This window comes from Iodobacter fluviatilis (assembly GCF_900451195.1).
Taxonomy (GTDB): Bacteria; Pseudomonadota; Gammaproteobacteria; order Burkholderiales; family Chitinibacteraceae; genus Iodobacter; species Iodobacter fluviatilis.
The window spans coordinates 302,187-322,975 of the sequence record NZ_UGHR01000004.1; the positions used below are offsets into that span (position 1 = coordinate 302,187).

Sequence of the window (20,789 nt, forward strand, 5' to 3'; positions counted from 1 at the left end):
TGAGGTTATTACTTAATCATCTTTGCAACTTTCGCTTCAAATTCATCAAAGCGTTGTTTCAGAGCCTGCATTTCAGAGGCTTTTTCTGCTTTGCCCAGGAATGAATAACGAATGCTGTTCATTGCTGTATTTTTTAGCTCGTCGTAGGATGGTTTATAGCGGCTGGCGTAGAGCAGGTATTCGCCGCTGAGATTATTGCGTGATACACCCGGATCATCGCTGGATATCACAAAGGGCACACCGTGGCGGCGGTAAACCTGAATAGGGTGTGCTTCGTTTTTTACCCCAAGAATAAACTCATTGCTGCTAAGGTTAACCTCTAGCGCAATATCTTTTTCTTTCAGTGTTTTTAAAAGTACATCGGCATTTTTTTCGTGGGTAATATCAATGCCGTGGCCAATACGATTTGCGCCTGCAATTTGTACCGCATCATTAATATGATTTTTTAACCCTTCCGGCGGAACCATACCAAGCGCTAATTCACCTGCGTGCAGGGCGAGCTTGCTATTTGGGTAGCGTTTTTTAAAGAATTTAAACATTTGCATATGCAAATCATAATCACGCATCGCAACGTGTTCATTTTCTGGCCCTACAATATTTACGGCCACAATTAAATCGCTGGCTTTATCTGCTGCAAAGGCGGAATACATGGCGCTAAAGACGAGGGAAGGTGATAGATTGCGTAATACATAGGCCTGAACACGTAATTTAAAATCGTTGCTGTCTATGCCTTTGGCTGCATCTTCCATTGTTTTGATATAGGCGTTGATTTGCTGCTGGCTGGTGGCATCTTGCGCCATAAAATCAGCATAGCGGGCAAAAATGGCTTCGGCATCTTTTGGGTTTTGTACCAGCTGATTTATTTCTGGGTCTAATTCTTTATTACTGATGCTGGGCGCCAGATCGACCATGGTTTCAAGGTATTGCACGTTTTCTGCTAGAGCGCGCTCTTTTAAAGATTGAAAGCCCTCATGCATGGCGTAGCTGGCAACCGGCATAAAATAAAAGAAAGTATTAAAGAAATTCTGATCAGGCGCTGGTTGATCATGGCTGTGATTACTGAAATCTTTATCAGACCATTTTTGCAGTAATTCACGGTAGAAAGCATTGTTTTGCCGCGTTGCATCGGCGCTCAGGCAGATTTTACTGCTGGCTTCACTTGGGCTGGTATTGATATGAAATTTCTGTGCATTCAGTGCGGCGTTATCTTCGCTATAAATGCAAAATTTTTGCTTGCCCACCCATTCCAGATAAGTTTCAGCATAAATAGCGCCGGAATAATGGTGATGTAAATCTGCGCCTTTAGGCAGCATATTCATCAACAGGCCCAGCTCTGCGGTATTAGGTGAGGGGGCGCTGATTAATTGCGAATAGTACTGCTTAGTTTGTGTGTAGTTATTATTAATATCTTTTGCGTGGCCAGTCCCGATGGCAAGCAGGCAGAGTGCTAGTAGTTTGGTTTTCATCTTTATCATCTTTTATGAGTGGAATGCCAAATTATAGGCTGCAATAAAAGAATAGATGAATAAGGTGTTAGAACGCTTGCATTTTTTCAAATTGGGGCGTTGACATACGGTATATATAAAATTGGCAGGGATATATAAATGCTGTAAAAATGGCAATTATCTATTTAATGCGTAAATTGTTTTTTGATCTTTGCGAATAAGCAATAAAAGAAGAATACGTTTGATTAAGCAGGGGGAGTAAGGGTGTGCAGCGGCGTGCACACCCTTTTAAAACGGGGTCTTTATAAAAGAGCGCCCCTTATTTCAACCTGTCGTAGCCTGGCAAAGTCAGGAATTCGACAAACTCCTCGCTGGTGGTCAGCTCATCAAACATCAGCGCGGCCTCATCCAGCGTGCTGCTAAAGCGGCCGCTGGTGTGAATCTTGGCTACTTCCTCTGGCAGCCACTGACGGAACAGCTCTTTACTGACTTTGCGGCCATCGTCCAGCACGCCCTTGGGGGACCTGATCCATTGCCAGATTTGCGAGCGGCTGATTTCGGCAGTGGCCGCGTCTTCCATCAGATTATGAATCGGCACGCAGCCAAGGCCGGAAATCCATGCTGCTAGATACTGCACGCCCACGCTGATATTGCCGCGCAAACCCGCTTCGGTGATGGGCGCTTCAGGCTGGAAGTTCAGTAAATCGCGGCCTGCCACGCTGACATCCGGGCGTTGCTTGCTGATTTGATTGGGTTTTTCGCCCAGCACTGCATCCCAAGCGGCCTGTGCAATGGCCACGAGGCCAGGGTGAGCCACCCAGCCGCCATCGTAGCCATCGTTGGCATCCCGTTCTTTATCCGCGCGAACTTGCTGCATGGCTTTTTCATTGGCCACTTCGTCGTTCTTGATGGGAATCACCGCGCTCATGCCGCCCATTGCCGGAGCATTGCGGTGATGGCAGGTTTTAATCAGCAGCAAGGAATAAGCGCGCATAAACGGCACGGTCATGGTGATTAAGCTGCGATTGGCGAGGCAAAAATCGGTGTTGGTGCGAAACTTCTTGATGCAGCTAAAGATATAATCCCAGCGCCCGGCATTGAGGCCTGCGGAGTGTTCGCGAAGCTCGTAAAGGATTTCGTCCATTTCAAAAGCGGCAAGAATGGTTTCGATCAGCACCGTGCCCTTGATGCAACCGTGCGGTGCGGCAAGCTCAGCTTCGGCCCAGGTAAAGACATCGTTCCAGAGGCGAGCTTCTAAATGCGATTCCATTTTGGGCAGATAGAAATAACACGATGTGCTCTGGCTGAGGCGGTATTTCAGGTTGTGAAAGACGGCTAGGCCAAAATCAAACAGCGAGCCCGCGATGATTTCACCGTCCACTTCAACATGCTTTTCCATCAGATGCCAGCCACGCGGGCGCAGAATCAGCGTGGCAATTTCACTATTTAATGTGTACTGCTTGCCTTCTGGCGAGCTAAAAGACAGCTCTTTACGATAGGCGTCTTTTACATTGATCTGGCCTTCGATCTGGTTTTCCCATGTTGGCGTATTGGAGTCTTCAAAATCGGCCATAAACGATTTAGCGCCGGAATTGAGCGCATTAATCATCATCTTGCGCTCTACCGGGCCAGTGATTTCGGTGCGGCGGTCTAGTAAATCGGCGGGCAGGGCAGAGATGCTCCAGTTGCCATCGCGGATATGTTGGGTATCGGGCAGAAAATCAGGCACTTCACCGGCATCCAGCCGTGCCTGGCGCTCAATGCGGGCCGCCATCAGCTCACGGCGGCGTGGCTCGAAGCTACGATGCAGCTCGGCTAAAAAAGCCAGTGCATCGGGAGTAAGAATAGGGGCAAAAGCGGGGCTGATATGGCCGAGAACCCGAATACCTGCAAGCGTGGTTGTCATGGTTTATCCCTTAGCATTAGGGGGAAACCCAAACCTTGAAACACAGAGGGCACGGAGCACTCAGAGTTTCACGGAGAAAACCAAGGTTGGATGTTTTCCTCCGTGGTTCTCCGTGTTCTCCTTACCTCCGTGTTTAAAGACTTGGGTTTTGAGTCTTAGTGGAACTGTTCTTCTTCGGTCGAGCCTTTCAGCGCGGTGGTGGAAGATTGGCCTTGCTGGATTACTTGCGTAACCGAGTCAAAGTAGCCTGTGCCCACTTCTCGCTGATGTTTCACCGCAGTAAAGCCACGGTCTGCCGCTGCAAATTCGGCTTCCTGCAGCTCAACAAAGGCACTCATGCCACGGCGGGCGTAGCCGTGGGCAAGGTTAAACATGCCATAGTTCAGCGCGTGGAAACCAGCCAGGGTAATAAACTGGAATTTGTAACCCATCTTGCCAAGCTCTGCTTGGAAGGTCGCGATGGTGGCGTCATCCAGGTTTTTCTTCCAGTTAAACGATGGCGAGCAGTTATAAGCCAGTAATTTGCCTGGGAACTGAGCGTGAATGGCCGAGGCAAATTTACGTGCGTATTCTAGATCCGGCTTGCCAGTTTCACACCATACCAAATCAGCATACGGCGCATAGGCAAGGCCACGGCTAATCGCTTGCTCAAGTCCCGGCGTGGTTTTGTAGAAGCCTTCTGGTGTGCGCTCGCCAGTGCAGAATGGTTTGTCGTTGGCATCCACATCGGAAGTCAGCAAATCAGCGGCTTCGGCATCGGTGCGCGCAACGATTAAGGTAGGCACGCCCATAATGTCGGCCGCAAAACGCGCGGCTACCAGTTTTTCTACCGCTTCACGTGTTGGCACCAATACTTTGCCGCCCATGTGGCCACATTTTTTGACTGAGGCCAGTTGGTCTTCAAAGTGAACACCGGCAGCACCGGCTTCGATCATGGATTTCATCAGCTCATGTGCATTCAGTACGCCGCCAAAGCCTGCTTCTGCATCGGCTACGATGGGTGCAAAGAAATCGATGCTGTCGTCGCCTTCGGCGTGATTGATCTGGTCTGCGCGGGTCAGCGCGTTATTGATGCGGCGCACCACCAGTGGCACCGAGTTCGCTGGGTAAAGCGATTGGTCCGGGTACATTTCACCGGCGATGTTTGCATCGGCGGCAACTTGCCAGCCTGAAAGGTAGATGGCTTTCAGGCCTGCTTTAATTTGCTGCATAGCTTGGTTGCCGGTCAGGGCGCCCAGCGCATGCACATAAGGGGTTTCGTTCACCAAAGACCATAGTTTTTCTGCGCCACGGCGGGCCAGTGTGTGCTCAACCTGCACATTGCCACGCAGGCGTTCAACATCTGCGGCTGTATAAGGGCGGGTGATGCCTTTCCAGCGTGGATTGGTGTCCCAGTCTTGCTGGATGGCGGCGATCTTTTGTTCCTTTGTACTCATAACAATACTCCCTGAAGGGTGATGGGCTGCATGTTTAAGTAAAGCATTTTATGGCCGTGTTGCAGAGTTATTTTGCAGTGCACCATTCGATTGTAGTCAGTAATAATTGACTACATATTGGGGCTTTCATGTACTTTTTTTTTAGTAAGGATTTAGTCAACTGAAGGTAATTAAGTGCTTGAAAATGAAGATAAATGCGTGCTGCGCTTTTATTGCTTTAAACAACTGTTTTAATGGCATAAAGTATCATTTCGATCAAAAAATGTAGTTTTTTATAAAATTCTTTCTGTCAGCTACATTGCCGCTTATGTGGCTTGCTTTAAGTAAAAATCTATAAAAAAAATTGTATTTATTGATACATCTGCTAAGAGCAGACGCTTAAATGTGGATTAAGTTGCTTCGTTTTTAACTAAAAAAATAGCTGGCACTGGCTTGGGCCGGGTTTAGTCTGCAGAAGTTTGGTTCCGGCTTGTTGCGATGCACTTGAAATGCACGGCGATAACCCCATCTGCCCTTGCATGTTTGAAATAAGTTTTGACTGGAGTTCCTGATGAGTAACGAAAACGTACAAGAGCAGACCAATTTAGATGCCGCAGCCGAGGCTGCTGAAGCTGTTGTCGAAAGCACTGAAAATTCGCTGGAAGCGCAATTGGCCGCTGCAACTGCAGATATTGAAAAAGCCCGTCAAGACGTGCTCTATGCCAAGGCCGAAGCAGAAAATAATCGCCGCCGCTCTCTTGAAGAAGTCGACAAAGCCCGCAAATTTGCGGTTGAGAAATTTGCGATTGAGCTGTTGGCTGTAAAAGATTCACTGGAAATGGCGCTGGCTGATCAGACAGGTGAAGTTGAAGCACTGAAAAACGGTGTTGAGCTCACTTTAAGGCAGCTGACTGCGGCATTTGAAAAATCGCAGCTCACAGAAATCAACCCGATGGGCGATAAGCTGGATCCGCATAAGCACCAAGCTATTTCAATGGTACCAAGCGATGCAGAAGCCAATACCGTGGTGCAAGTGATGCAAAAAGGCTACGAGCTGGCTGGCCGTGTGATTCGCCCGGCAATGGTGATGGTTGCAGCAGCAAAGTAAAAAATACGTTTTGTAGTGGGGGGGGATTTAAAAAAAGTCCTCTTGAAAATGCCCAGCGCATCCCCACTTTGTGAACATGGTTGTTAATTTACCGCTGCCTAAGGGCAAGCGAAGACAAGGAAAAACTAAAAATGGCAAAGATGATTGGTATTGACTTAGGTACAACAAATTCTTGCGTGGCCGTATTTGAAAACGGTCAGCCTAAGGTGATCGAAAACGCAGAAGGTACACGTACAACGCCTTCCATTATTGCTTACCAAGAAGATGGTGAGATTCTGGTTGGTGCGCCAGCTAAGCGTCAGGCTGTAACAAACCCAAAAAATACGCTGTACGCGGTAAAGCGTTTGATCGGCCGCAAGTTTGAAGATAAAGAAGTACAAAAAGACATCGACCTGATGCCTTTCTCCATCGTTAAAGCCGATAACGGCGACGCATGGATCTCGGTTCGCGACAAAAAAATGGCGCCACCGCAAATCTCCGCAGAAGTACTGCGCAAAATGAAAAAAACCGCTGAAGACTACCTCGGCGAAGAAGTAACCGAAGCGGTTGTGACTGTTCCGGCTTACTTTAATGACGCACAACGTCAGGCAACTAAAGATGCTGGCCGTATTGCTGGGTTGGACGTAAAACGCATTATCAATGAGCCAACTGCAGCTGCGCTGGCCTTTGGTATGGATAAGAAAGAAAAAGGCGACAGCAAGATCGTTGTATACGACTTGGGTGGCGGTACATTCGACGTTTCTATCATTGAAATTGCCGATGTAGATGGCGATAAGCAATTTGAAGTACTGGCAACCAACGGTGATACATTCCTCGGTGGTGAAGACTTCGACCAACGCATCATCGATTACATTATCGACGAATTCAAGAAAGACACAGGTATCAACCTGAAGCAAGATGTGATGGCCCTGCAACGCCTGAAAGAAGCGGCAGAAAAAGCGAAGATTGAATTGTCTTCCACCACACAAACTGAAATTAACCTGCCATACGTGACCATGGATGCAACGGGTCCTAAGCACTTAACGCAAAAAATTACCCGCGCTAAGTACGAAAGCTTGGTAGAAGACTTAGTTGCTCGCACGATTGAGCCTTGCCGTATTGCCCTGCAAGACGCTGGCCTGAAAATTACTGATATCGATGACATCATCTTGGTTGGCGGTCAGACCCGTATGCCAATGGTGCAAGATAAAGTTAAAGATTTCTTCGGTAAAGAAGCTCGCCGTGATGTGAACCCGGATGAAGCAGTGGCGGTTGGTGCTGCACTGCAAGGCTCGGTATTGTCGGGTGATCGAACTGACGTATTGCTGCTGGACGTAACTCCATTGTCCCTGGGTATTGAAACCATGGGCGGTATTCTGACTAAGCTGATCAAGAAAAACACCACGATTCCTACTAAGGCATCGCAAGTATTCTCGACAGCAGAAGACAACCAGACCGCCGTAACCATCCACGTGCTGCAAGGTGAGCGTGAACGCGCTTCGGCAAATAAGAGCCTGGGCCAGTTTAACCTGGGTGATATTCCTGCGGCTCCGCGTGGTGTGCCACAAGTTGAAGTCACATTTGATATCGATGCCAACGGTATCTTGCACGTAGGTGCTAAAGACAAGGCCAGCGGTAAAGAGGCTCGTATCACGATTCAAGCTTCTAGCGGTTTGTCTGAAGCAGAAATCGAAGCCATGGTTCGCGATGCAGAAATGAATGCTGAAGAAGACAAAAAATTGTCTGAACTGGTAGGCGCACGCAACCAAGCTGACGGCATGGTTCACTCTGTGAAAAAATCATTGGCTGAATTTGGCGACAAGATTGGCGCAGACGAAAAAGCCAAGATCGAAGCTGCAATGGCCGAAGTTGAGCTGGTGCTGAAAGACCACGCAGACGATAAAGAAAAAATCGAAGCGGCTACTGCAACACTGACTGAAGCATCGCATAAATTAGCCGAGCAAATGTACGCTCAGCAACCTGAAGGTGCAGCAGCTGGCGCGGCGGCGGGTGCAGGCCCAGAAGCAGATGCTAAGAAAGATGACGGCAATGTAGTTGATGCTGAATTCACAGAAGTAAAAGATAAATAAGCCACGCTTATTTAAATAAAACAGGCCCGCTGATGCGGGCCTGTTTTATTTGTGGCGGTGAATAAAAAAATTCTGCACACACAAAGCTCAATGAGGGTACGCGGAGCACACAGAGAAAATATAAATCACGCTTTCAGATTTTCTTTGTGGCCCGAAGATCATTTATTGCCACCGGGATTTAAGTCAGTTTAAACCTGCTGATGGATTGTTTCAGGCCGTTGGCTACCTTAACTAAGTTATTCGAGGAATTGGCAACTTCTTCTACTGCGGCACGGTTTTCTTCGGCCATCTGTGCAATCCGTTCCACATTCTGTGCCAGCTCGGTGCTAACAGAGCGTTGTTGTGAAAGCGCAGAAGCAATATCTTTGATGGATGTTTGCACTTTAAAAGAGCCCGCTTTGATCTGCTCCATCACCTGATTAGTGCGCTCTGAAGCTGTAGAAACCTGGCTGACGCTTTCTTGGCTCGATTGCATGCCGCTGACTGCGGCTCGTGTGCCTTGCTGGATGGTCTGGATCATGCCGGTGATTTCTTGTGCCGAGCTGGTGGTGCGCTCTGCCAGTTTACGTACTTCATCGGCTACCACAGCAAAGCCACGGCCTTGTTCCCCAGCTCGGGCCGCTTCAATGGCGGCGTTCAGCGCCAGCAAATTAGTCTGATCCGCTACGTCTTTAATGACGGTGGCGATATTGCCAATATGGGTAGAGCTTTGCTCCAGGCTGGCAATCTGTGTGCCGGTGCTGTTGACGTTTTCTAAAACATTATCAATCAGTGTATTGGATTTTTTGACCTCTTCACCGCCGGAATTTGCAAGATTCCCGGCTTCGTTGGCTTGCAGATTGGCTTCGCTGGCACTGGCCGAAACGCTGTCTATGCTGACTGTCAGCTCTTCAACACCTGCAGCCGACGAGGATGCAGATTCTGATTGAGTTTGCGAGCTGATGGCCACTTGCTGCGAGGCACTGGCCAGCAGATCAGACATACTGACCAGCTCGGTACAGTTGTTATTAATGCTTTGAATGGTGGCTTTCAGATCGGCTTGCATTTTTAACAGATCGGTCTGCATGGCCGCCAGCTCGTCTTTGCCTTCTACCTCTATATGCTCGCTTAAATTGCCTTCACGGATTCTTTCTAAAGATAGGCGTACATGGCTGATGGGAGTGGTGATACTCCTTGTCAGGATAATACCCAAAGCGATCGCCAGTACAACGGCAATCAGAGTAAGAAGTGTGGATTTGGTTTTGGTTGCCGCCAGCTCCTGATGGCTGATAGCCATGGATTCATCTGATATTTTTTTATTCAGATCGACCAGCGCGCTGAGTGCATCGTCATAGGGTTGAAATGCGGCTGCCACTGAGGTGGACATCAGCTCTGCGCCAAGCTTGAAATCATTGGCTTTTCCTGCTGCCATTGCGGGCTTGGTGGCTTCTAAATAGCGGGGCCACAGATCGTCTACTTTTTTGAGTAGCTCAGTTTCTGGCGGGGTTAAAGCGGTGGCTCTGTATTTATCCAGCATTTCTTTTATTTTGCTTTCATGGGCATTCATACCTTCTGCAATTTTGGCCATTTTATTATCATCAGGCTCTCCTACAAAAGCATACAAGCTCCGGTGATGATAAATCGCCTGCATATTGGCATTGGCTAAATCCATAACGGGTACAAGCTGATTGTCATGCATATCCGTGGTAAGTGCTTGCATGGATGCTGCACTATGATAGCCAAGCACACCCAGAATTAAGGTAATAAGCGCACAGGATAAGAAACCAGCAAGTAATCTGGCGCCTATAGAAAATTGATTCAGGATATTCATGACATGCCTTTTCAAAGCAAGTGTAAGGGAACTGACTTATTCATAGAGCGATAAGCGTATCTGTACAAGTGAAATCTCATAAAGAAGGATGGGGGGCTTGTAGATTGAATACTTCGCCCCAATGTGCAATCCGTTGATGAATTCAGGGCGCAGCCTGCTGTGCAGGATTAAAGAGATGGCTAAAAAAGACTTTTACGACACGCTGGGTGTGAACCGCGATGCGGGTGATGACGAAATTAAAAAAGCGTATCGCAAACTGGCAATGAAATATCATCCGGACCGTAATCCGGATAGCAAAGATGCGGAAGAAAAATTCAAGGAAGGCAAAGAAGCCTACGAAGTCTTATCTGATGCGCAAAAACGCGCTGCTTATGATCAATATGGCCATGCAGGCCTTGATCAGCAATCAGGTATGGGCGGTGGCGGCGGTGCTGGCTTTGGTGATGCCTTTTCTGACATCTTTGGTGATATCTTTGGCGCGGCGGGTGGCGGTGGTCGTGGCGGGCGTTCCAACGTCTACCGTGGTGCTGATTTGCGTTACAACCTGGAAATCAGCCTTGAAGAAGCAGCGCGCGGTGTAGAGCGCCAGATCAAGATTCCATCGCACGAAGAATGCAGCAGCTGCCACGGCAGCGGAGCCAAAGCAGGCACGCAAGCTAAGACTTGCCACACCTGCGGCGGCCACGGCCAGGTTCGCGTTTCACAAGGCTTCTTTAGCCTGCAACAAACTTGCCCAACCTGCCACGGCAGCGGTAAATATATCCCTGATCCATGCCGCCCTTGTAATGGCACAGGCCGGGTGAACACGCATAAAACGCTGGCAGTGAAGATTCCTTCTGGCGTGGACGAGGGCGATCGTATCCGCTTAAGTGGCGAAGGCGAAGCCGGCGTGAATGGCGGCCCTTCGGGTGATCTATATGTGGTGATTCATGTTAAAGCGCACTCAGTATTCCAGCGCGATGGCAATGATCTGCACTGCGAAATGCCAATCAGCTTTACTGTAGCTGCACTGGGCGGCGAGATTGAAATCCCGACTCTGGATGGCAAAGCACGTATTACTATTCCGCCAGAAACGCAAAGCGGCCAGCAATTCCGCCTGCGTAGCAAGGGGATTAAAGGCGTACGCAGCGCGATCACCGGTGATTTAATGTGCCATGTGATTCTGGAAACGCCAGTTAAGCTGACATCGCGTCAGAAAGAGCTGCTGAAAGAGTTTGAAGAAATCAGCCAAGGCGATTCAGACAAGCACAACCCACGTGCTAAATCGTTTATGGATAAAGTAAAAGACTTTTTTGCTTCTTAAGCGCAACTGCGCCCAAGGCGCTGCTTTCCCCCTCTCTATCAGGGAGAGGGCGCGGTGAGAGGGGCGCTATTGTACTTGCATGAAAGCGTAAAAAAATAGCGATGGCTCAGCCATCGCTATTTTTTTATCTGATGCATTGCTATCCACAAAAAGCAAAAAAGATAGGAGCAAACAAGCGATTATTTCTCTTGGTTTTCTCCGTGTAACTCTGCGTACTCAGTGCTCTCTGTGGTTCAAGGTTTGGGTTTTTTACTTAATCAAACGAATCGCAAAGGGCAGGCGGTAGGTGTCACCCCTGCTGGCACTGACGGCCGCAATAATGCAAAACACCAGATTAGCGATACCCAAAGCAAAAGCGGTCAGAAAGCCAACCAGAATCAGCATCAACACCCATGAAATGGCATAGCCAATCATTACGGTAATCGACCAGTTGAGCGCTTCTTTGGCGTGATCCTGCACATAAGGGTCTTCTTTTTTAATCAGATAAACGATCAGTGCGGGGATAAAGCCAAAGAAAATGGTGCCAATCCAAGTGAGGATCGCAATGGTGTTGGAATCCGAATTGCTGGTTTTTACAGGGAATTGGCTTTCATCCATCTTGGTTCTCTCACATAAAGGGGATGCCCATTCTAGGTGGCTTTATAAGATAAGAGCAAGAATCTGGTATGACATTGTCGTTAAGGCGTAATTTTTACATGCGCTTTGTGAGCATAGGTCCAAAATTAACCAGTAATACCCCTGCTGCAATCAGGACCGCACCTAAAATCCGCAGATTGCCAATCTCTCGTACTGGCAAGCCCAGAATGCCAAAGCGATCGAATAAGAGCGAAGCAATAATTTGGCCGCTGATAATTAAAGACACCATCGCCGCTACACCAATTTTGGGTGCAAGCAAGGTGGTACCAAAAACAAACAGCGCTCCCATCAGCCCGCCCGTCAGCATCCACCACGATGCATTCCCCAAATTAGCCAGCCCCGCCCATTTCTGCCCGCTGAGTAGGGCAATCAAAGCCAGAGTCAGTGTGCCAATAGAAAAAGACAATAAAGCCGCCAGCAGCGTGCTGCCACCAATCACGCCCTTGAGCTGATTATTAACGGCAGACTGCAGTGGCACGATCAGGCCAATGATGAGGGCGAGGAGGAAGTAAGGAAGCTGCATGGGAGTTGTGAGTAAGGAGTAAGGTGGGTGAGACTAGCATATTTTTTGAGTAAGGGCGGGCGTAAAGAGTGAGGGTTTGGGGAGCGCGGTTGGTTTGATTTTCCGGCTCCCTTACTCCCCACTCCCCTTGTGAATTTAATTAAGCCTTGTGATAAACCTCGGCTCCCTTTTTAATAAATTCAATCGATTTAGTTTGCATGCCGATCTGATTGGCCTCGGATTCGGCCACGCCTTGCTGGGCGGCAAACTCGCGCACATCCTGGGTGATTTTCATCGAGCAAAAGTGCGGGCCGCACATGGAGCAGAAGTGCGCCACTTTGCCGCTGTCTTTTGGCATGGTTTCATCGTGGAAAGAGCGGGCGCGATCCGGGTCTAGACCCAGATTAAACTGGTCTTCCCAGCGGAATTCAAAGCGGGCTTTAGATAGCGCGTTATCACGAATCTGCGCGCCGGGGTGGCCTTTGGCCAAGTCCGCAGCGTGGGCCGCCAGCTTATAAGTAATGATGCCTTCTTTTACATCGTCTTTATTGGGCAGGCCTAAGTGCTCTTTCGGGGTGACATAGCAAAGCATGGCGGTGCCGTACCAGCCAATTTGCGCTGCGCCAATAGCCGAGGTGATGTGATCGTAGCCGGGGGCGATATCGGTGGTCAGTGGCCCGAGGGTATAGAACGGCGCTTCGTGGCACCACTCCAGCTCCTTATCCATATTTTCTTTGATCAATTGCATGGGCACATGGCCTGGGCCTTCGATCATGACTTGCACATCGTGCTGCCAAGCGATCTGTGTCAGCTCACCGAGGGTTTTCAGCTCGCCCAGTTGCGCTTCATCATTGGCATCCCAGATTGAGCCAGGGCGCAGGCCATCGCCTAGGCTGAAGGCCACATCGTAGGCTTTCATGATTTCGCAGATGTCGGCAAAGTGGGTGTAGAGGAAGTTTTCTTTATGATGCGCCAGACACCATTTGGCCATAATCGAGCCACCACGGCTGACAATGCCGGTCATCCGCCCTGCCGTCATCGGCACATAGCGCAGCAATACGCCAGCATGGATGGTGAAGTAGTCAACGCCTTGCTCGGCTTGTTCGATCAGCGTGTCTTTGAAGATTTCCCATGTTAAATCTTCAGCCTTGCCGTTTACTTTTTCTAAGGCCTGATAGATAGGTACGGTGCCGATTGGCACAGGGCTGTTGCGTAAGATCCACTCACGGGTTTCATGGATATTCTTGCCGGTGGACAGATCCATAATCGTGTCTGCACCCCAGCGAATGCCCCAAGTCATTTTTTCTACTTCTTCGCTAATGCTGGAGCTAACGGCAGAGTTACCGATATTGCCGTTAATCTTCACCAAGAAATTACGGCCAATAATCATCGGCTCGGATTCTGGGTGGTTAATGTTGTTCGGAATAATGGCGCGGCCACAGGCGATTTCGCTGCGTACAAATTCCGGGGTGATCTCATCCGGCATCACGGCACCGTAGTTCTGGCCTTTATGCTGGCGATTCATCATGGCCAGCATTTTTTCACCGGTTGGGCTGCTGTCACGCAGGCTTTGCAAATAAGCCGCCCGGTTCATGTTTTCGCGAATCGCCACGTATTCCATTTCTGGCGTGATGATGCCTTTACGGGCGTAATGCATCTGGCTGACATTGGCACCCAGTTTGGCTTTGCGTGGCTGACGTTTTAGCTCGAAACGTAATTCATCCAGCTTGGCATCGGCTTCGCGCATACGGCCATATTCGCTGGTGAGCTGGCTAAGTAGCTCGGTGTCATTCCGCTCGTTAATCCATGTGCTGCGAATCGCTTCAAGGCCTTTACGCACATCAATTTTTGCCCGTGGATCGGAGTAAGGGCCGGAGCAGTCGTAAACAAAGATAGGTGGGTTTTTTTCTGTTGCGCCGCTGATACTCATTTGTAGCGGGGTATCGGCCTGGCTGATTTCACGCATCGGCACACGGATATCTGCGCGCGAGCCTTGCACATAAATTTTGCGTGAATTGGGGAGTGGCTGGATGGCTGCGTCGTCAACGACGGCGGTGGATGCTAAAAATTGGGCTTTTGCGTTCATGCTCTACTCCACAAAGGCGCGGGTGAGCTAAACGAAGTATCTAGCTCGCTTCCCTACGCCGGTATTAACCGAATCAGGTTCAGAGGGTATCTCTCATCCGCGCGACCTGCGCAGAACCCCTAGCGATAAAAAATCAGCCTAGACGGTATCGAAAAATGGCGAAAACAGCAAATTTAAGATGATAGCGGGCTGATTTGTATCAAGGTTGCTGGTCCGCGGGGTGTGCTGGCGGGGAGACAGGTTACCTTCGCCTCATTCCAACGTAAGCACGCGGTAATGGCGCTGTTCTTTACGCTATAACCACACTGGGCTTGGTCTGTGGGATAATTGCCAAAATTTTCAAACGCTGGGCTTACTCCCGGCTCGCTTTGAGGTCATAAAAATGGATTGGGAAAACGCGCGTTATTTATTAGTAGAACAGCAAATCCGCCCATGGGATGTGCTGGATCAAAAGGTGCTTAACCGTGTATTGGCGGTCAAGCGCGAAGAATTTGTACCGCTAGACAAAAAAGAGCTGGCCTTTGTGGATATCGAGCTGCCGCTGGCTAATGGCGCACAAATGCTGGCGCCAAAAATGGAAGCCAAGCTGCTGCAGGATATTGATCCTCAACCGAGCGATAAAGTGCTGGTCGTAGGTGCAGGCACAGGCTACCTGATGGCTTTGGCCGCGGGTCTGGTATCGCATGTTTATGGTGTGGAAATTGATGCTGCGCTGGCGCAGACTGCCCGCGCAAATCTGGCGGCGGCCGGTATTAAAAACGTAACGGTGACGCATGGTGACGCACTTGCTGCTGCTCAAGCGCAAGGCCCGTTTAATGCCATTATTGTGACCGGCTCTTTGGCTGAAGTGCCAGCCAGCCTGAAAGATCAGCTGGCTGTGGGCGGACGTTTGATTGCGGTGGTGGGCGAGCTGCCGATTATGTCGGCTACGTTGGTAAGCTGTGTGGACAAGGGCAGCTTTGGAAGCACAAAATTGTTTGAATACAATTTACCGCGTTTAAAAAACGCCGTTGAAAAAACTACGTTTGCATTTTAAAAACGCCATAACGGCCATAAGCCCTGCCTGTTTTTGCTCCCCGGACTGAGGGCGTTAAAAAACCTTTGCTTACAAAATAAAAGCACAGAGAAAAGTATTGATTTAATGCTTTTCTCTGTGATTTAAGCTGGGCTGCGGGTCTGTGTGCTTGGGATAATGATATTGTTATTTTGCTACCAAGGCTTCTAATGCAACAGATTAATCCGATTGAATTATCACAATGGCTGAACGACGCAGAGCGTGAGAGCCCCATTTTGCTTGATGTGCGGGAAACGGGTGAGTATGAGATTTGCAATATTGCAAATAGCCAGCTTATTCCCATGAATACGATTCCCCACCGCTTTGCGGAATTAGATGAAGACGCAACGATTGTGGTGATTTGCCATCATGGCATGCGCAGCTATCAGGTGGCTTCTTTCCTGGAGCGCCAAGGCTTTGCGAATGTCATTAATTTAAATGGCGGAATTGCGCGCTGGGCAGAGGACGTTGATTTAGCAATGGCAAAATATTAATAAGCGTTACCTGAAACAGAATGGGAATAAAGGCGTAAAAACAATTTGATATATGTCATATGAATTGTTTTTAAGTCTCAATGGCTTCCATAGAGTACGTTGAGTTGTTATAGTCTCCCCGCTTGTTTGCCCGCACCCCTTGCCTTTCATAAGACATTACTGACCATGAAATTATCCAGAAGCTCCGCTGTTATTTCACTTTCGCTGCTTTTAGCCGGCCCTGCGTGGTCTGCTGCCTGTTTATCTGGTTCTGGTGATTGCCAAACAATGCCGGATGATCCGTCTGCATTAATGAATCAAAGTGCATTGCCAAGCCAAGGCACTACCCTAGGCTACCCTCAGCAGGGTATGCCGCAGAATCAGCAGGGGCAGCAAAACCAACAGAGCAGAAACTTCACTCCACAAATGCCAATGGCGCCGGTGAGCTGTGATGATGTGAGTGGCAAGCTCACTTTGGATAAAAATAGTAAATATAAAACACCCGCACTGCCTTTGAATGATTTCCAGAAATACCTCTGCAGCAGTGCCAATCTGCCGCTGCCGATTTTTGGCCAGCAAATGTTCCAAATGCAGCAGGCTGCTTATTCGCCTTTTGAAGCCGCACCGGTGTCTGCGGATTACCTGATTGGCGTGGGTGATAATTTCTCTGTACGCCTTTGGGGGCAGCTGGATGCGGATTTACAGCTCAAAGTAGATCGCTCTGGTGCGGTGTTTATCCCCCGTGTGGGCAATGTCAGCGTGGTGGGCATTCCTTTTGGTGCGCTTAAGCAGCATTTAAGCCGCGAAGTGGGCAAGGTTTACCGTAATTTTGATCTGGCCGTTACGATGGGCCAGCTGAAAAGCGTGCAGGTTTTTGTAGTGGGTTTTGCACAAAATCCTGGTAGCTATAGCTTGGGTTCACTATCAACCGTTGTGAATGCTTTGTTTGCCGCGGGCGGCCCTTCTGCTAACGGGTCTTTACGTAAGATTCAAGTGAAGCGTGCTGGTAAAGTGGTCAATGAATTCGATTTATACGATTTGCTGCTGAAAGGCGATAAAAGCCACGATCTGATGTTGCAAGGCGGCGATGTGGTGTATGTGCCTCCCGTGGGCGGGCAGGCGGCTATTTCGGGCAGCGTAAAAGTACCGGCCATCTATGAAGTGAAGCCGGGCGAAAACCTGCAAGACTTAATTAACTGGGCCGGTGGCGCAGGTAATTTTGCGCAAGATGGTAAGGTATCCGTTGAGCGTGTGGTTGCACAAAAATCCCGCAAGGTGGAATCAGTAGAGCTGGCCAAGGCGGCTGGGTTTGCTGTGCGCGGCGGCGATGTGGTGCAGCTCTATGGCCTTAGCCAAAAAATTGACAATATGGTTTCTCTGCGCGGCAATGTAGCGCAGTCGGTGCGTATGCCGTGGTTTGAAGGTATGAAGGTGAGTGATTTAATCACCAGCAAAGAGATGCTGATCGCACCGCGCTTTTGGGAAAACAAATATCAGGATAAAACCGCAAGCAGCAAGGATTTGCAGGAAGAGGAAGATCAGCAGTTCTTGCTTAGCCAGCAAAGCCAGGTGAATCAGCTAAGACCCCAGCGTAAGGTTGATCGCACCCTCTTGGGGGCTTTACATAGTAATCAGCAGGAAATTAACTGGAATTACGCCGCTATCGAGCGCACCAATGAGCTGGATAGCACAACAACGCTTGTACCGTTTAATTTGGGCGCAGTCATTTTAAAACGTGATGCATCGCAGGATAAGCTGCTAGCCAAGGGCGATGTGATTCATGTGTTCTCCAAAACTGATATTCGTGTGTCTACCCAGCAAAAATCACGCTTTGTGCATATCGAGGGAGAGGTGGCTACCCCTGGTATTTATCAGGTAAGTGAAGGTGAAACGCTGACTACCCTGATTGATCGTATTGGTGGTTTAACCTCCAGTGCCTATCTGTATGGTGCAGAATTCTCACGCGATGAAGTACGCAAAAAGCAGCAGGACGAATTAGAGCGCCTAGCAGACTATGTAGAGCGCAACGCTCAGACCTCAGCAGGACAGCAGGCGCAAAATGCTTTGAGTGGCCAGGGCGTGCAGGCTGCAAATATTCAGGCCGAGCAGCAAAAACTGCTGGCGCAGAAAATTCGCACGACCAAGGCAGATGGCCGAGTAGTGCTGGGATTAAGCCCGGAAAGCAGTAAGGTAGCAGATATTCCTGAAGTGGCGCTGGAAGATGGTGATCGCGTCTTTATCCCTGCCCGCTCTGCTACCGTTGCGGTGATGGGCTCGGTATTCAGCCGTAATAATGCGTTTATATTCAGCAAAAACCGCAGCGTGGGCGATTACCTTGCGCTGGCAGGCGGGCCTACAGAAAGCGCAGACAGCGATAGTATTTTTGTAGTGCGTGCGGATGGCTCGGTTGTCAGTGCCAAGCAGTTTGGCTGGATCTCCCGCTCATTTAACAGCGTGGCGTCTTTGCCTGGCGATGTGATTGTTGTGCCTGAGAAGTTTGATCGCACTGGTTTTGTGAAGAATGCGCTGGATTGGACGCAAATCTTGGCTAACTTTGGCACTGGTTTAGCTGGGATTAAAGTACTGGGTAATTAATTAAAAAAGCTCATAAGGCTGGTGGCCCTATGAGCTTTTAATCTTGATTAAATAAACACGACCTTAACAATTAGAAGCCCATGGAAAACAAAGCAATTACTCAGGAAAATGATCAGGATGATGAAATCAGCCTGATCGATTTACTTATTGTGCTGGCTAAGCATAAGAAACTGATTTTTGGTCTGCCTCTTGTATTTGGTATTTTGGCTTTAGTGTATGGCTTAGTCGCTACGCCCATCTTTGAAGCAAAAACCACTATTTTGCCGCCGCAGCAACAGCAGTCTTCTGCATCTGCCATGCTGGCATCATTGGGTGGCTTGGCGGGGGGCGCTGGTGCGGCTTTGGGTATGAAAAGTCCAAATGATATCTATATCGCCATGATGCAAAGCCGCCGTCTGGAAGAAAAGCTGATAGAGCGTTTTAAGTTGCAATCGGTGTATGAGGCCAAAACCAAGGGGGATGCTCTGCTTACTTTGGAAAACAGCAGCAAGATTGCTACGGGTAAAGATGGCTTGATCTCGATTGCCGTAGAAGATAAAGACCCAAAACTCGCTGCTGCCCTTGCCAATGCTTATGTAGAAGAGTTGCGTTTGTTAAGCAAGGTTTTGGCCGTAACAGAAGCTGCTCAGCGCCGTCAGTTTTTTGAAGGTCAGATTGTAACGGCTAAAAAAGAGCTGGCTGAAGCCGAAGTCGCTTTAAGACAGTTGCAAGAAAAAACCGGCGTGCTGCAGCTGAATGAGCAAGGCAAGGTGGCGATTGAGGCCTTGGCTGGCTTACGCGCCAAAGTATCCGCCAAACAGGTGCAAATCAACGCCATGCGTAACTTTGCGACCGAAAATAATCCGGAATTACAAAGAGCCAAGGCAGAGCTGGATAGTTTGCAAACCCAGCTGGCGGATATGAGTAAGGGCGGGGAAGAAAACGAAGATGTACTCATTGCCAAGAGCAAAGCGCCGGGAATTGGTCTCGATTACATCCGCAAAATGCGCGACGTAAAATACCAAGAAACGCTCTTTGAACTGATGTCTAAGCAATATGAAATTGCTAAATTAGACGAAGCTAAAGATGGTGCAAATATTCAGGTATTAGACAGCGCTATTGCGCCGGAAAGAAAAGCTAAGCCTAAGCGCGCCATCTTGATTATATTGGCCTTATTTGCAGGATTCTTCCTAGCTTTTCTGGCGAGCTTTATTTTAGAAGCATTTAATAAAATGGGTACAAATCCGGAGCAAAAACAACGTCTGGATTTATTAAAGAATACATGGAAGGGCGTAGCATGATTTTAGTTACGGGTGGTGCAGGCTTTATTGGCGGTAATTTTGTATTGGATTGGCTGGCCCAGTCGGATGAGCCCGTGATTAATGTGGATAAGCTGACCTATGCAGGTAATTTGGATACGCTGGCATCACTAAAAGACGATGCAAGGCATATTTTTGTGCGTGCAGATATTGGCGATAAAGCACTTATCAATGAATTACTGGCTAAATATCAGCCGCGCGCCGTGATTAACTTTGCGGCTGAGTCGCATGTGGATCGCTCAATCAGTGGGCCAGGTGAATTTATCCAGACCAATGTGGTGGGCACGTTTAATTTGCTTGAAAGCGTGCGCGGCTATTGGACTGATTTAGCAGTAGAAGCTAAAGTGGCATTTCGCTTTTTGCATGTATCGACAGATGAAGTCTATGGTTCTTTAGCCAGCGATGATCCTGCCTTTACCGAGACCAAGACTTACGAGCCTAACAGCCCGTATTCCGCATCGAAAGCCGCATCTGATCATCTGGTTCGAGCATGGCACCATACCTATGGCCTGCCGGTATTAACTACTAATTGTTCAAATAATTACGGCCCATATCATTTTCCGGAAAAACTGATACCGCTGGTGATTTTGAATGCACTCGCTGGCAAAGCCCTGCCTATTTATGGCGATGGCCAGCAAATCCGTGACTGGCTGTATGTAAAAGACCATTGCAGCGCCATCCGCCGCGTATTGGAAGCCGGTGTGGTTGGTGAAACTTATAATGTGGGCGGCTGGAATGAAAAGCCGAATCTGGATGTAGTGCACACTATTTGCCAGATGCTGGACGATCGTCAGCCACGCAGCGATGGCAAGGCTTATGCTGAGCAAATCACCTATGTAACAGACCGCCCTGGCCATGATAAGCGTTACGCTATTGATGCGGGTAAGCTGGAGCGAGAGCTTGGCTGGAAGCCTGCAGAGACTTTTGAAACCGGTATTGCTAAAACGGTTGATTGGTATCTGACTCATCAGGATTGGGTGCAGAATGTAACATCCGGCGCGTATCAAAACTGGATTGAACAGCAGTATTCTTAAGTTGGAGGGGCACGTATCGGGCCTAGGCATGAGGGCCTGATCCGCGCTCCCAATA

At 48.9% G+C, this 20,789-nt stretch carries 15 protein-coding genes and 1 riboswitch; of the genes, 8 read left to right on the forward strand and 7 right to left on the reverse strand.

Going from position 1 to position 20,789, the window contains the following annotated elements; translation table 11 throughout:
* Window positions 1-8: 8 nt before the first annotated feature.
* The 3 genes from DYD62_RS20135 to aceA all read right to left on the reverse strand — a co-directional run bounded on the left by DYD62_RS20135 (window position 9) and on the right by aceA (window position 4,787).
* Window positions 9-1,466 carry an adenosine deaminase family protein gene (locus DYD62_RS20135; RefSeq protein ID WP_165928660.1) on the reverse strand — a complete coding sequence of 486 codons (1,458 nt, stop codon included), beginning with the start codon at window positions 1,464-1,466 and terminating at the stop codon, window positions 9-11.
* 298 nt (window positions 1,467-1,764) lie between these two features.
* Window positions 1,765-3,351: a malate synthase A gene (gene aceB / locus DYD62_RS20140; protein ID WP_115229508.1), complete on the reverse strand. Its 1,587-nt coding sequence runs from the start codon at window positions 3,349-3,351 to the stop codon at window positions 1,765-1,767.
* Window positions 3,352-3,506: 155 nt separating this feature from the next.
* Window positions 3,507-4,787 (reverse strand): isocitrate lyase, encoded by a 1,281-nt coding sequence (aceA, locus tag DYD62_RS20145; protein WP_115229511.1) that lies wholly within the window; start codon window positions 4,785-4,787, stop codon window positions 3,507-3,509.
* Between the two features lie 550 nt (window positions 4,788-5,337).
* Here aceA and grpE point away from each other — a divergent pair.
* Both grpE and dnaK read left to right on the forward strand, forming a co-directional pair.
* Window positions 5,338-5,874, forward strand: a complete 537-nt coding sequence (grpE, locus tag DYD62_RS20150) for a nucleotide exchange factor GrpE (protein ID WP_115229514.1) — start codon at window positions 5,338-5,340, stop codon at window positions 5,872-5,874.
* A gap of 131 nt (window positions 5,875-6,005) precedes the next feature.
* Window positions 6,006-7,943: a molecular chaperone DnaK gene (dnaK, locus tag DYD62_RS20155; RefSeq protein WP_115229516.1), complete on the forward strand. Its 1,938-nt coding sequence runs from the start codon at window positions 6,006-6,008 to the stop codon at window positions 7,941-7,943.
* 178 nt (window positions 7,944-8,121) lie between these two features.
* Here the strand turns inward: dnaK and DYD62_RS20160 are convergent, their stop codons facing one another.
* The gene (locus tag DYD62_RS20160) at window positions 8,122-9,753 is read right to left on the reverse strand and encodes a methyl-accepting chemotaxis protein (protein WP_115229519.1); all 1,632 of its coding nucleotides are present in this window, start codon (window positions 9,751-9,753) and stop codon (window positions 8,122-8,124) included.
* A gap of 175 nt (window positions 9,754-9,928) precedes the next feature.
* Here DYD62_RS20160 and dnaJ point away from each other — a divergent pair, with 175 nt between their 5' ends.
* Window positions 9,929-11,056 carry a molecular chaperone DnaJ gene (gene dnaJ / locus DYD62_RS20165; RefSeq protein WP_099396449.1) on the forward strand — a complete coding sequence of 376 codons (1,128 nt, stop codon included), beginning with the start codon at window positions 9,929-9,931 and terminating at the stop codon, window positions 11,054-11,056.
* Window positions 11,057-11,305: 249 nt separating this feature from the next.
* On the opposite strand, the gene DYD62_RS20170 is transcribed toward dnaJ, so the two are convergent.
* The 3 genes from DYD62_RS20170 to thiC form a co-directional block, all read right to left on the reverse strand.
* The gene (locus tag DYD62_RS20170; protein ID WP_115229522.1) at window positions 11,306-11,653 is read right to left on the reverse strand and encodes a DUF4870 domain-containing protein; all 348 of its coding nucleotides are present in this window, start codon (window positions 11,651-11,653) and stop codon (window positions 11,306-11,308) included.
* Between the two features lie 94 nt (window positions 11,654-11,747).
* On the reverse strand, window positions 11,748-12,215 hold the full coding sequence (locus DYD62_RS20175) for a DMT family transporter (protein WP_115229525.1): 468 nt from the start codon (window positions 12,213-12,215) through the stop codon (window positions 11,748-11,750).
* Window positions 12,216-12,354: 139 nt separating this feature from the next.
* Window positions 12,355-14,280, reverse strand: a complete 1,926-nt coding sequence (thiC, locus tag DYD62_RS20180; RefSeq protein WP_115229528.1) for a phosphomethylpyrimidine synthase ThiC — start codon at window positions 14,278-14,280, stop codon at window positions 12,355-12,357.
* Window positions 14,281-14,313: 33 nt separating this feature from the next.
* A riboswitch (TPP riboswitch) is annotated at window positions 14,314-14,411 on the reverse strand.
* A 251-nt stretch (window positions 14,412-14,662) separates the two neighbouring features.
* Between thiC and DYD62_RS20185 the strand changes: the two genes are divergently transcribed.
* From DYD62_RS20185 to rfbB, 5 genes are all read left to right on the forward strand, one after another.
* A complete protein-coding gene (locus DYD62_RS20185; RefSeq protein WP_115229531.1) occupies window positions 14,663-15,316 on the forward strand; it encodes a protein-L-isoaspartate O-methyltransferase family protein in 654 nt (217 codons plus the stop codon).
* Between the two features lie 188 nt (window positions 15,317-15,504).
* Window positions 15,505-15,828 carry a rhodanese-like domain-containing protein gene (locus DYD62_RS20190; RefSeq protein WP_115229533.1) on the forward strand — a complete coding sequence of 108 codons (324 nt, stop codon included), beginning with the start codon at window positions 15,505-15,507 and terminating at the stop codon, window positions 15,826-15,828.
* Between the two features lie 165 nt (window positions 15,829-15,993).
* Window positions 15,994-18,402, forward strand: a complete 2,409-nt coding sequence (locus DYD62_RS20195) for an SLBB domain-containing protein (protein ID WP_115229535.1) — start codon at window positions 15,994-15,996, stop codon at window positions 18,400-18,402.
* Window positions 18,403-18,482: 80 nt separating this feature from the next.
* Entirely contained in the window at window positions 18,483-19,682 is a 1,200-nt protein-coding gene (locus tag DYD62_RS20200; protein ID WP_115229537.1) for a GumC family protein, read from the forward strand.
* Window positions 19,679-20,734: a dTDP-glucose 4,6-dehydratase gene (rfbB, locus tag DYD62_RS20205; protein WP_115229540.1), complete on the forward strand. Its 1,056-nt coding sequence runs from the start codon at window positions 19,679-19,681 to the stop codon at window positions 20,732-20,734. Before DYD62_RS20200 ends, rfbB begins: the two co-directional genes overlap by 4 nt.
* Window positions 20,735-20,789: the final 55 nt, after the last annotated feature.